Origin of the sequence: Micromonospora sp. CA-240977, from assembly GCF_050942285.1 — a bacterium.
Taxonomy (GTDB): domain Bacteria; phylum Actinomycetota; class Actinomycetes; order Mycobacteriales; family Micromonosporaceae; genus Micromonospora.
The window spans coordinates 2,167,587-2,180,173 of record NZ_CP192055.1 but is presented as its reverse complement, the minus strand read 5'-3'; the positions used below and the strand labels follow the sequence as shown (position 1 = coordinate 2,180,173).

Genomic DNA, 12,587 nt, shown 5'->3' with positions numbered 1-12,587 from the left:
CCGAAGCCGAGGCCGACCAGCCTCAGGAGAACTGCGCGAAGAACCTCCAGATCTCACCCTTGGTCCAGGTCGTGATGCCGCTCTCGGCATACGTGCCGTCCACCGGACCGGGCATGTGACCGTTGTCGTACGCGGCCCACTGGACCGGGTAACCGGATCGGCAGCCCGAATACGTGGTCGTGATGTGCGTGCGGCTGCCGGCCCCCGGCTCGGGCGGGTTCTGGGCGGCGCAGCCGTTGTTCCGGACGAACGTGTCGCGCAACGCCCGGCCCCCCGAGATGCTCAGGACGTTGTCCGAGATGCCGTGCAGCCCGAAGTACGCGATGGGCTGCGTACCGCCGCTGCAACCGCTGATCTGCCCGCCCGAGATGACCGCGACGGCGCGGAAGACGTTGGCCCGCGCGCAGGCGACGGCGTAGCTCATGCCGCCACCCCAGCTGAAGCCGAGGGCGAACCGCTGCCGCGGGTTGACGCAGAGGCCGCTCTCGATCCGGCTGATCATGTCATCCACGAAGGTGATGTCCTCACCACCGGCGTTGCCCCAGCCGTTGCCCAACCCCTGGGGCGCCACCAGGATGGCGCTGTTGTTCGACTGCTCCTGCTGCCCGTAGTAGGACCACGGGGTCCCGCTGGTGCCACCGGAGGAGATCTCCTGCATCGTGCCGCCGCGCCAGTGGAACGCGAAGATCAGCCGATACGGGTTGCTGTTGTTGTAGTTGCTGGGCACCCGCAGGATGAAGGTGCGGCTCTTGCCGTTGCTCTGGATCGTGTACGTGCCGCTGGACAGCGTCGGCGCCTTGCCGCACCCGCTGCCACCCGACGGTGGCGGGTCGCCGCCGTCGGTGCGGACGAGCTGCCACTGCTGGTTGGTGCCGTTGTGGTCCGCGTACTGCACGATGTTGGCGCCGTCGGCGGTGGACGCGCCCTGCACCTCCACGGCCTTGGCGCTGTGCCGGCTGATCAGCCGGACGTAGCCGCCGTCCGAGTCGGCCAGCCGGAACTGCTGGTTCGTCCCGTTGAGGTCGGACCACTGCACGATCGCCCCACCGTCGGCGGTGGAGAAGTTGCTGACGTCGAGCACCTTGCCGGAGTGCCGGGACTTCAACCGGTAGTAGCCGCCCCCGGAGTCCACGAACTGCCACTGCTGGTTCGCGCCGTTGTTCCGCGACCACTGACTGATCCGGGCGCCGTCGTTGGTGGCCGAGGCGTACAGATCCAGCGCCTTGCCGCTGTTGCGGTTCACCAGGGCGTACCAGGCATTGGTGTCCACGGTCGCCGCCGCCGCGGGCGCCGCGTCGACCGCGACGAGTGTGCCGGCCGCCATGATCGCGGCCGCCGCGGCGGCCAACCCGGACCGCAAGCGACGTCTCGGTGGAGAGGCGGGACGAACCTCACCGATGGCCTTCATGGTCCACTCCTTCGGTCGGGGTCACCCACGAGCAGAACGCACGCGCGTGCCCTGGGGGTGCGTGCCAGCGTTGGTGGTGGCGTCAGCACGTCGGGGGGTGCGCGGGCGAGGCGCGGCCACCGGAGTACGTGTCCGGCCAGGCCGGCAACCGACCTCGCAGCCGCGCCGCCCGCGTCTGGAAATTAGCGCTAACGACGTCATACGTCAAACGACCGACGTCTATCGGAGGCGCCGCCCGCGACGGCTCGGACAGCTGGCTGGGACCCACCGCTCCGGCCGTCCTACGGCGACTTGACGCAGCTCATGTTATCGCTCACAGTCGATGGACGAGGGCGATGTGCCGACGATGGCTGACCGGGCGAGCCGCGGTTGTCGCACCTCGGGCATGACGTCACCCAGGGCAGCCGAGGGCCGGGCGTGGACCGGTGGTTCGTGGCCACGGCACGGGTGCGTCCGATGCTCGGACACCGGCATCGCACCGGTGCCCCTTCCACCCCGCACCACCACACCCAACCCGGAGGCACCAGTGAAATGCGCACCATCACCACTTCTCAGACTGAGGCGCGCGGCCGCATGGCTGGTGAGCCTGCTCCTCGTCTCGACATTGCTTCCCGCTAGCGCGGCGAAGGCGGACAATCCTATTGTTCAGCATATTTATACGGCTGATCCGGCGCCGTTGGTGTACAACGGTCGGGTGTATCTGTATACGGGTCATGATGAGGATGGCTCGACGTATTTCACGATGAGGGACTGGCGGGTGTGGTCGTCGGCGGACATGGTGAATTGGACTGATCATGGTTCGCCGATGAGTTTGGCGACGTTCGCGTGGGCGGATGCCAACGCGTGGGCTGGTCAGGTGGTGGCGCGGAACGGGAAGTTCTACTGGTACGTGCCGGTGCGGCAGCGGTCGAACGGGCAGATGGTCATCGGGGTGGGGGTGGCGGACTCGCCGACGGGTCCGTTTCGGGATGCGATCGGTCGGCCGTTGGTGGGGAACAACGAGATCGATCCGACGGTGTTCATCGATGATGATGGGCAGGCGTATCTGTACTGGGGTAATCCGGGTCTGTGGTATGTGCGGTTGAACGCGGACATGGTTTCCTACTCGGGGAGCGCGACGCGGATCGCGTTGACCACTGCGGGGTTCGGTACGCGTAGTGGTAACGCGAGTCGGCCGACCTTGTATGAGGAGGGGCCGTGGGTGTTCAAGCGCAACGGGTTGTATTACAACGTGTTCGCGGCGGAGTGTTGTTCGGAGTTCATCGCGTACTCGACGGCGCCTGGTCCGACGGGGCCGTGGACGTACCGGGGGACGATCATGGCGCGGCAGGGCGCTAGTTTCACCAATCACGCCGGGGTCGTCGATTTTGGTGGTGGGTCGTATTTCTTCTATCACAACGGGGCGTTGCCCGGTGGTGGTGGTTACACCCGGTCGGTGGCGGTGGAGAAGTTCTCGTACAACTCCAACGGCACGTTCCCGACGATCACGATGAGTACCGCGGGGGTGCCGCAGGTGGGCACGCTGAATCCGTACGTGCGGCAGGAGGCCGAGACGATCGCGTGGGGTTCGGGGATCGAGACGGAGGTCTCCACCGAGGGTGGGATGAACGTCGGTTGGATCGAGAACGGCGACTACGTCAAGGTCAAGGGTGTGGCGTTCGGCGCGGGCGCGTCGTCGTTCACGGCCCGGGTCGCGTCGGCGAGCAGTGGTGGGCGCATCGAGGTCCGTCTCGACAGTGCCACCGGCCCGCTCGTCGGGACCTGCGCTGTCGCGGGCACCGGCGGTTGGCAGGCCTGGACCACCACCAGTTGCGCGGTGAACGGCGCCACCGGCACCCATGACCTGTATCTGCGCTTCGCCGGCGGCACCGGCACCCTGTTCAACATCAACTGGTGGCAGTTCAGCGGTACCGGCGTCGATCCGACGCCGACACCGACCCCCACGCCGACCCCCACGCCAACCCCGACGCCCACGCCCACCACCACGCCGACGCCGACGCCCACCCCGACGCTCCCGGACGGACAGTCCTGTGGGGTCGCCAACGCGGTGGTCAACTCCTGGCAGGGCGGTTTCGAGGGCAGGTTCACCATCACTGCCGGTTCCGTCCCGATCGCCGGCTGGCGGGTGACCGCCACCTTCCCCACCGGCCAGACGGTGTCCCAGGTCTGGAACGGCAGCTTCAGCCAACAGGGCAGCCAGGTGACAGTGACAAACGCCAGCTACAACGGGCAGCTCGCGGCCGGAGCATCCACCACGGTGGGCTACCTCAGCGGCGGCAGCCAGCCGCCCACCAGCCTGAGCTGTACGGCCAGCTGACAGTCGTAGCGGCCCGCCCCGATGGATGGGGCGGGCCGCTACGGTTTCCCGCTGGACGCCGACGGCCGGCGGTGACCGTCGGTCACCCGCGTCGGGGGTGGATGCGGTAAGGAGCGGTATACCTCAGAGTCATATTCATACCTCTGAGGTATACCGCCCACCAGCACATCGAGATGGTTGGCAGCCACAGCGGATGGCGTGTGCCCATCGCCGCGTCCACGGCCCCGTCCTGAGTGCGGACCTCCTCGGCTGGATCAGGCCGGTCGCTAGCCGATGCGGACCAGTTGCCACTGCTGGTTGGTGCCGCCCCAGTCGCTGTACTGGACGATGTTTCCGCCGTCGGCGGTGGACGCGCCCTGCACCTCGACGGCCTTGCCACTGTTGCGGTTGAGTAGGCGCTGGTAACCATCGGCCGACTGGGCGAGGCGGAACTGCTGGTTCGTGCCGTTGCCGTCGGTCCACTGCACGATCGCCGCACCGTCGGCGGTGGAGAAGTTGGAGACGTCCAACACCTTGCCGGAGAGGCGGGACTTCAGCCGGTAGTAGCCGCCCCCCGAGTCCACGAACTGCCACTGCTGGTTCGTACCGTTGTTCCGCGACCACTGACTGATCCGGGCGCCGTCGTTGGTCGCCGAGGCGTACAGATCCAGCGCCTTACCGCTGTTGCGGTTCAGCAACACGTACCAGGCAGTGGTGTCCACCCCGCTGCTCGGCGGGGGCGTGGTGGGCGTGGTCGAGCCGGCGTTGAGGGCGTTCAGGACGCTTGTGTACGCCGCCTTCTTGGTGCCGCTGCACTCGAAGAGCAGGGCGTTGTCCGACCCGCGCCACGAGTCGCAGTCCCGCACACCCCAGGTGGTGATGCCGGTGCAACGCGAGACGGCCAGACAGGCGCGGGTGACCGCGCCGAAGATGTTCGCCTGGTTGCCGCCGGTCATCACGTCCAGCTCGGTGATCTGCACGTCCACACCGAGATCGGCGAAACGCTGCAGGTTGGCCTGATAGTCACTGGCCAACGACGTGCCCAGGTGCGACTGGAAACCCACGCAGTCGATCGGCACACCACGGGACTTGAAGTCCCGCACCATGTTGTAGATCCCCGTCGACTTCGCGTTGATCCCGTCGGTGTTGTAGTCGTTGTAACACAACTTCGCACCCGGATCCGCCGCATCCGCCGCCCGGAACGCCGCCTCGATCCAGTCGTTACCGGTGCGCTGCAGGTTCGAGTCACGCCGCCCACCGCTACCACCGTCGGCGAACGCCTCGTTCACCACGTCCCACGCGTAGATCTTGCCCCGGAAGTGGGTCGCCACCTGCGTGACGTGGTTGATCGCCGCGTTGCGCAACGCGCTGCCCGACATGCCCTGCGCCCAGCCCGGCTGCTGTGCGTGCCACAACAACGTGTGACCCCGCACGCTCATGCCGTTGGCCTGCGCGTGACTGACCAGCCGATCACCGCCAGAGTAGGTGAACACGCCCTGTTGCGGCTCGGTGGAGCTCCACTTCATCTCGTTCTCGGGCACGACACTGTTGAACTCGCGGTTCAGGATGGTCACGTACGCGTTGTCGGAGAGCTTGTTCGTCGCGACGGCCGCACCGAAGTAGCGGCCCTTCTCGGCCGCCGCCGCCTTCAGGGTCGTGCCGGCGCCGCTGGCCGTGGGGGCGAGCACCGCCGTCATGCCCGCAGTGAGGGCGACGGCGAGGGTCGCCGCCGCCAGCAGAGTTCTCTTGGGTTTCATGTCGTTCCTTTTCGATGGTGTCGCAACGGTGGTGGGGGACGTGCCACTGTCTTGCCAGAGTTGGTCCGGGAAGGCTGGCGTGGATCACGACGCGCTCAGCTCGGGTTGGCAGCGGTGCTGTCACTGTCGACCGTGTCGATGAGCGACCCGGTCGGGGACGGGTGAGCCCGCGCCGAAAACGAAGTCATGATCCTCCTGTGGCGAGGAACCGGGATGAGCATCCTGCGCCGGCCTGTACCGACACCTGTCGTCCGGCAGGCTGACGCCGCTGCCGAGGGGTGCGTGATCGACGTTCGCATGCCCTGCGGAACGTCGTCATCGTGAGGTGCGACAGCGGCTCGCCCGGTGAGCCACAGGTGCTGCCTTCCTCGATATCGAGGGTGAGCGATAACATGCCGTTCGTCAAGACGTAACATAAGCCCGGATCGATGTTGTCGAGCTCAGGTTCCGCCGAAGCCTGCCTCGTCACCGTCGTCTCGACGCGCTGCCCTGGTGAGGAGTCAGCCGCGCCGGCAGCACCTCCTGCACGCGCCGATCACGATGACTCTGTTATCGCTCACAGGACGGCGGATCAGCTACCAGCGGATCCACCGAGAGCCGATTTCGCCGGGTTCACGGCGGGGGCGCACTCCGGCCAGGATGTCGGCGGTGGTGTGGGCCTCGATGCCGGGCAGCTCGCCGTCGGCGAACCGCGCGACGACCGCCCGGACGTGGCGCTCGGCCGGTGCCGCGAGGCCGTCGTAGACGGCCTCGAACAACTCCCGCGCCGGCCTCCTGAGCCACTTCTCCGGCAGGAGTTCCAGGGGCAGCTGCGGGTCGAGAACGGGAAAACGCCGGAAGGTGTCCATGATCTCGGTCCGCGCCCGCACCGCGGCCGCGCCGTCGATCTCCCCGGCGATCACCCGGGGCAGCACCGCCGTCCAGTGGCGGAGGAACGCCTGGTAGCTCCGGCCGATCTCCGCGATGTCCCAGGCTTCGATCGGGGCGCGGTGGATGGCCGACCCGATCGCGGTCTGCCGGCCGCGGAACACCGTGACCGCACCGAGGGTGAGCTGGTCGAGCTGCGCGCGAGCAGCGGGGGTCAGCTCGTCCGGCGAGATCCACAGTCCGTCGTACAACGGCGCGTATCCGAGCCACCGCAGCTGAGCGCGGAGGGCCCGGCGCTGGGCACTCCGGTCCTGCGGCAGCGAGAACGCGACGATCGTCCAACACCCGTCCCACGGCACTGTCGAGCCGGTCGAGGCGAGGATCCAGTGGCCGCCAGCGGAGAGGTTGGCAGCCGCCGCGCGGCTGAGCCGGTAGGAGCTGCGTCGTCCCAGCCGGCTGCCCTCCAGGACGCCACGGCGGGCCAGCCGGCTGATCGCGGTCCGCGCGCCGGCCGTTGTCACCCCGGTCTCCGCGAGCAGCGCGACGATGGCGGCGGACGGGAGCGCGGCACGGGTCCGCAGGGTGTAGTCCGCCAGCAGGGTCACCGCGACACCCTGGGGCGAGTTGCCGACCTGCCGCCGGGGCAGCCGGAGCGGTTGGTCTCCGTCGCCGGGATATATCTCGTCGATGTCGAACGGGCTTGCCACAGGCGCTCCGTGCTCTTCAGGGACGGTGTGACGACTGTAGACGGACCGCCGCCGAGCGGGCTTGGGTGGTCGGCGATCGATAGAAGTCCTTCGATTGACACTTGTTGGTCCGAGGAGAACACTTATCGCCACGCGATGTGGTCCGGAGTCGGGCGGGGCGAGCCACCGGTAGCGGGCATCGCGCGATCACCGCGGGCCTCGGGCACACCCGCGACCGGATCGCGCGGCCACTCACGCCTGCACAGGCAATCGAAGGAGTCGTCCGTTGAGAATCAGAAGGAAACTGCTGCTCACCCTCGCCGTGTCGCTGATGGCAGCCGGCCTGGCGGTCCCCGCGATGCAACCCGCCTACGCGGCATCACTGACCGAGGTGACAAGCTTCGGCGACAACCCGGGCCGGATGCGGATGCACGTCTACGTGCCGGACAACCGCCCGGCCAGGCCGGCGACCATCGTGGCCATGCACGGCTGCGGCGGGTCTGGCCCCGGCTTCTACTCCGGCAGCGAGTTCGCGAGTCTGGCCGACCGGTACGGATTCATCGTGATCTACCCATCCGCGACCCAACAGGCCGGGTTCGGCAACTGCTTCGACGTCTGGTCGGACGCGGCCAAGCGGCGCGGCGGCGGCAGCGACCCGGTGTCGATCGTCTCGATGGTCCGACACGTGCAACAGCAGTACGCCGCCGACCCGGACCGGGTCTACGCCACCGGCAGTTCCTCCGGCGGCATGATGACCAACCACATGCTGGCCCTCTATCCCGACGTGTTCAAGGCTGGCGCCGCGTTCATGGGGGTGCCGTTCAACTGCTTCGCCAACGCGGCCGACTACCCGCCCACCAGCAGCCAGTGCACCGGCGGGAACATGAACCGTACGCCGCAACAGTGGGGCGACGCGGTCCGCCAGGCGTACCCCGGTTACTCCGGGCCCCGCCCCCGCATCCAGTTGTGGCACGGCACCAACGACACCCTCGTGCCGTACTCGCTGTTGCAGGAGTCGATCGAGCAGTGGACGAACGTGTTCGGGCTGAGCCAGACACCCACCTCCACCGACACCCCGCAGCCGAACTGGAACCGGCGCAGGTACGCCGACAGCAGCGGCACGGTTCAGGTCGAGGCGTACAGCATCCAGGGCGCCGGGCACAGTCTGCCCGCCAGCGGCATGGCCGCGGCCGCCATCGGGTTCTTCGGCCTGTCCAACCCGCCCAACCCGACCACGCCGCCGCCGAACCCGACGACCCCGCCGCCCAACCCGACAACGCCGCCGCCGAACCCCACGACCCCGCCACCCAACCCGACGACGCCGCCGCCCAACCCGACGACCCCGCCGCCGGATTCCGGCGCCTGCCGGGTGACCGTCGCCGTCAACGCCTGGAACAACGGGCTGACCGAGAACATCACGGTCACCAACACCGGCAGCAGTGCCGTCAACGGCTGGTTCCTGGTGTTCACCCTGCCCGGGGGCCAGACCATCACCTCGGGCTGGAACGCCTCCTACTCGCCGAACTCGGGGCAGGTGACGGCCAGGAACGTCGCCTACAACGCCGGCATACCCGCCAACGGATCAGTGACCGTCGGCTTCCAGGCCACGCACACCGGTAACACCGCCAAGCCGAACTCGTTCACCCTCAACGGCGCGTCCTGCTCGGTGGCCTGACACCGGACGGCACTCCGGGGAGGGCAGGCCACCCGTACCTCCCCGGAGCGTCGCCGTCCGTGGCCGCCGGCCTGAGCCGGCGGGCGTCGACGAGAGCGTGCGCCGGTCACCACCCGCTGGTGACCGGCGCACGTGTCGTTCTGACGTCGTTGCCGGGTCAGCGGTAGCCGGCGGTCACGACATTCGCCTGCACGGCGTTCTCGACCGCGTCGGACGGGTAGCCGGCGACCATGGCCCCCTCGTAGAACGTGCCGGCGCTCAGGTTCGCGCCGCCGTCGGGCTTGCAGCAGTCACCACCACTGCCCAGAATGATCGCGCCCTGCTTCTTCATCGGGCTGTATCCGGGCGGGAGCGAGCCGTCGTACAGCGTGTAGAGGCTGCCGGACTGGGCGTCGCTGCCCTTGATGGCGAAGCGGCTGGTGCCGTTGTTCTTGAGGGTCGCGGTCACGAACTTGCTGGTGAAGGCGCGCTGGTTCGGGTTCCAGCTCTGACTGCCGCCGGGGAAGAGACCCCACTCGAGGTCCGCCTGCACCCAGGGCCCGCTGCCCGAGCAGCCGCCGAACCAGCACTGCTTGCTGAAGTTGATGGCGTCCATCGCTCCCGCGGCGTCGGCCTTGCGCGTCGTCTCGCTGTTGCCGTAGTCGAAGCAGCAGCCGCTGTTGACGTGGGTGCCGCTTGTCACCATGTACATGCCCTCGGGAGCGGACCCGGTCGGTACCCCGGTGAGGTGTCCGTCGCGCCAGTAGCTGTTGCCCGGGTTGATGTAGAGCGAGTACGCCTTGGCGCCACCCACGGACAGCGACTCGGTCGTCGCGACCGCCGGCCGGCTCTGCGGGCTGCCCGGAACCACGCTCGACCCCTGGTACCAGAGGTCGTTCCCGCGCCCGGACTGGTCGAACACGACAGTGATCACGCAGGTGGTGCCGGAGCAGAAGGAGTCCTGCGTCGCCGCGACGGCGGTGCCGCCCGCGCCGGACACCCCGATGTTGCGGGTCGTGTTGTCCGACGAGCGCCGGACCTGGTAGAGGTTGCCGGTGTACGCCGCGTAGAGCGCCCGCGTCGTGCTGTGCGCCGCGACGCACGGAGTGCCACCGGAGGCGTAGATGTCGCACGGGCGCGCGCCGCCCGGCGGCGGACTGGTCGGCGGCGCGGTGGTCGGCGGCACGCTGGTCGGCGGCGTGTTCGGCGAGGCCCACTGCTGGTTGGCGCCCCCGTTGCAGGCCCAGAGGATGACCTTGGTGCCGTTCGCGGTGCCGGCGCCGTTGGCGTCGAGGCAGAGCCCGGACTGCACGCCGGTGATGGTGCCGTTGCTGTTGACGTTCCACTGCTGGTTGTTCTGGCCGTTGCAGTCCCAGATGATCGCCTGGGTGCCGTTGGTGGTGCCCCGGCCGGAGGCGTCCAGGCACTTGTTGCCGTACACCTGGAGTTGCTTGCTCGACGTCCAGGTCCAGGTCTGGCCGGAGGCGCCGTTGCAGTCCCAGAGTTGGGTCTGGGTGCCGTTCGTGGTGCTGGAGTTGGGCACCTCCAGGCAGCGACCGGACGGCGTGCCGACGATCCGGGTGCTCTGCCCCGGCTCGATGGTGGCCGCCGCGGCGGCCTCGGCGGCGAAGGGCGAGCTGGCGGGGGTGGTGCCGACGCCGATGCCGACGACGACGAGCACCCCGGCCAGTGCGCCAGCCAGGAGGGTCAAACGTCGGACGCGTTGGCGTCTCGGGATGAGGTCGCGGGCTGTTCCTGGCCCACTACGGGACGGGGTTCGCACGAGGTGGCTCCTCGGAGTCGTGGATGCGCGGGGGATCGTCGACGCGCCACGGGCGGGTGGTGGCGATGGCGAATCGCAGCGAATCGTATGACCTTTGTTTTATTTATGTCAATGAATGCGGTGCCCGGTGACGCGCTGACCATTGGGCGGACAGTCAGCGCGTCACCTGCCCCCGGGACGACTACCGCCCCAGGAGCCGCCAGGTCTGGTTCAACGAGCTGCTTTGGTTGACCGCCTTGCAGGTCCACTGGAGAACAGTTGCGCCAGCCGCCGTGGAGACGCCGTTGACATCGACACACTTGCCGCTGTGTCGGGCAACCAGCTGGTAGTCGTGCGAGTCGTTGCCCGAGTAGGTCACCTTGCGGAGGGTGAACTGCTGGTTCGAGCTGTTCAGGCAGGTCCACTGGGTGACGGCAGCGCCGTCGGCGGTGGACGTCCCGCTGACGTCGAGGCACTTGCCGCTCTGCTGGTTGACCACCGTGTACGTGTTGGCCACCCCCGCGACCGGGCGGAAGTTCCAGAGCTGCTGGTCGCCGCCGTCGCAGTAGTTCTGCTGTTGACCGTTGCCGTCGGCGGTGCTCAGGCCGGCGTTGTTGAGGCACTGCTGGGAGTGCTGGGCCACCGCCACCGACTGGAAGCCACCGTCCGACGGGGGCAGCAGGGTGACGGCGTAGGTGTCGGTCTGGTTGGTGTACGGCACGCTCACCGTGGCGTTGTTGTTGGACACGCCGACCACGCTGTTCGAGACCGTGATCGGCCCCGGCACGGCGCCGCCGCCGTTGTGCGGGATGCGTTGGGTGAGCACCCGGACCTGGTTGTTCTCCACGATGCCGCTTGTGGTGTCCAGGCGTTGCAGGTTGACGGTCAGATTCCCGGTGGTACGACCACCGCCGATGAGGACCTTCGCCGTGCCGGTCGTCTTCGTGGCGAACGCGTCGTACGACTGGCTGGGGGTGACCCCGACGATCTGCCCGGTCTGGGAGGCGTAGAAGCGGTAGTTCCACCACTCACCCTTGGGCTGGTGCTGCCCGGCCGAGTTGCGGATCAACAGGTTGCCGAGGTCGTTGTGCAGGCTGCCCCCGCTGGCCCAGTTCGCCCGCAGGCCGTCGGCCCGGGCCCGCTCCAGCCGCGCGATGTACCAGGCGCCGTCGGCCGGGTTCTGCTCGTCGGGCGCGCCGTACTCGTTGATCTGGTAGGGCCGTGGGTGGGCGATCCCACGGGGGTCGAGGGTGGCGTTGGCGGCGGCGACGTTGGCCACCGGGTCACCCGGCAGCGAGTGCCAGCTGATGATGTCCGGCACCGTGTTCGTCGAGCGGACGAAGTCCAGGTACTGGTTCCAGAAGGCGTGGTTTGTCGACGGAACGCAGGCACAGCTCGGCCCGACGATGAGCTGGTTGGGGAACTCCACCCGGAGGCGCTGGTAGGTGCGGCGCCACAGTTCGAGGTACTGGGAGATCGGGCGGTTCCAGAAGATGGTGATGTTGGGTTCGTTCCAGATGTCCCACTGCACGTTCAGCCCGGACGCCCGGACGTCGGTGATGAGCCGGGTCAGGAAGTTGTCGTAGTCGGTCCAGTTGCCGTTGTCGCCGGGGAAGCGCGAGATTCCGGCGCCGTCGGCACCCCACAGGTCGTGCGGCAGGATGATGAACTTGCCGCCGAGGGCGGTGGTGCGACGGGCCTGGGCGACTGTGGAGTTCCACCGACGGTCGTACGTGCCGCCGACCCAGCCGCTGCCCGGGAGCTGCGCGCCGCCGGCGCGCATGGACTGGAACTTGACGTCTCGGTAGAAGTGGTCGGCCGGACCGCTGGCGTTCTCGGTCATGCCGTAGATCCAGCCGGACGCGCGGTAGGTCGGCGTGCCGTTGTCCGTGGCGAAGTTGACGCTTATCGACTCGTCGGCGGCCTGGGCCGGAGACGCGGCGACGGTGACGGCGGCGGTGGCGGCGAGAAGGCCGACCACGAGTCGAGCGACGAGCGGGCGGGCTCGTCCTGACCTGCCGGGGGACGGGGTTTTCACGGGCGGCTCCTTGGTGGGGCGCGGGGGACGCTCTCCGGAGGGCTGCGCTTGCGAATCGATTCGCACGGATCGTAGGACCAGGGACTGAACCATGTCAATGAAGTGACGACGCGGTGAAG

The 12,587-nt window shown here is 68.3% G+C and carries 7 protein-coding genes; 2 read left to right on the top strand and 5 right to left on the bottom strand.

What is annotated here, in order from left to right; all coding sequences use genetic code 11:
* Positions 1-22: 22 nt before the first annotated feature.
* Positions 23-1,408, bottom strand: a complete 1,386-nt coding sequence (locus ACQPWW_RS10185) for an RICIN domain-containing protein (RefSeq protein ID WP_433131386.1) — start codon at positions 1,406-1,408, stop codon at positions 23-25.
* 580 nt (positions 1,409-1,988) lie between these two features.
* On the opposite strand from ACQPWW_RS10185, the gene ACQPWW_RS10180 reads away from it, so the two are divergent.
* The gene (locus ACQPWW_RS10180; protein ID WP_433131384.1) at positions 1,989-3,725 is read left to right on the top strand and encodes a family 43 glycosylhydrolase; all 1,737 of its coding nucleotides are present in this window, start codon (positions 1,989-1,991) and stop codon (positions 3,723-3,725) included.
* 266 nt (positions 3,726-3,991) lie between these two features.
* Here the strand turns inward: ACQPWW_RS10180 and ACQPWW_RS10175 are convergent, their stop codons facing one another.
* Positions 3,992-5,461: an endo-1,4-beta-xylanase gene (locus ACQPWW_RS10175; RefSeq protein ID WP_433131382.1), complete on the bottom strand. Its 1,470-nt coding sequence runs from the start codon at positions 5,459-5,461 to the stop codon at positions 3,992-3,994.
* 575 nt (positions 5,462-6,036) lie between these two features.
* Positions 6,037-7,035 (bottom strand): PaaX family transcriptional regulator, encoded by a 999-nt coding sequence (locus ACQPWW_RS10170; RefSeq protein WP_433131380.1) that lies wholly within the window; start codon positions 7,033-7,035, stop codon positions 6,037-6,039.
* 265 nt (positions 7,036-7,300) lie between these two features.
* On the opposite strand from ACQPWW_RS10170, the gene ACQPWW_RS10165 reads away from it, so the two are divergent.
* Positions 7,301-8,689, top strand: a complete 1,389-nt coding sequence (locus ACQPWW_RS10165) for an extracellular catalytic domain type 1 short-chain-length polyhydroxyalkanoate depolymerase (protein ID WP_433131378.1) — start codon at positions 7,301-7,303, stop codon at positions 8,687-8,689.
* A 157-nt stretch (positions 8,690-8,846) separates the two neighbouring features.
* Here the strand turns inward: ACQPWW_RS10165 and ACQPWW_RS10160 are convergent, their stop codons facing one another.
* A complete protein-coding gene (locus ACQPWW_RS10160; protein ID WP_433131376.1) occupies positions 8,847-10,451 on the bottom strand; it encodes an arabinofuranosidase catalytic domain-containing protein in 1,605 nt (534 codons plus the stop codon).
* Positions 10,452-10,632: 181 nt separating this feature from the next.
* A complete protein-coding gene (locus ACQPWW_RS10155; RefSeq protein WP_433131374.1) occupies positions 10,633-12,468 on the bottom strand; it encodes an RICIN domain-containing protein in 1,836 nt (611 codons plus the stop codon).
* Between the last annotated feature and the right edge of the window lie 119 nt (positions 12,469-12,587).

Bases quoted from the DNA above. Each gene is read 5' to 3' on its own strand.
- ACQPWW_RS10185 (WP_433131386.1), bottom strand. From the start codon at position 1,408: ATGAAGGCCATCGGTGAGGTTCGTCCCGCCTCTCCACCGAGACGTCGC.
- ACQPWW_RS10175 (WP_433131382.1), bottom strand. From the start codon at position 5,461: ATGAAACCCAAGAGAACTCTGCTGGCGGCGGCGACCCTCGCCGTCGCC.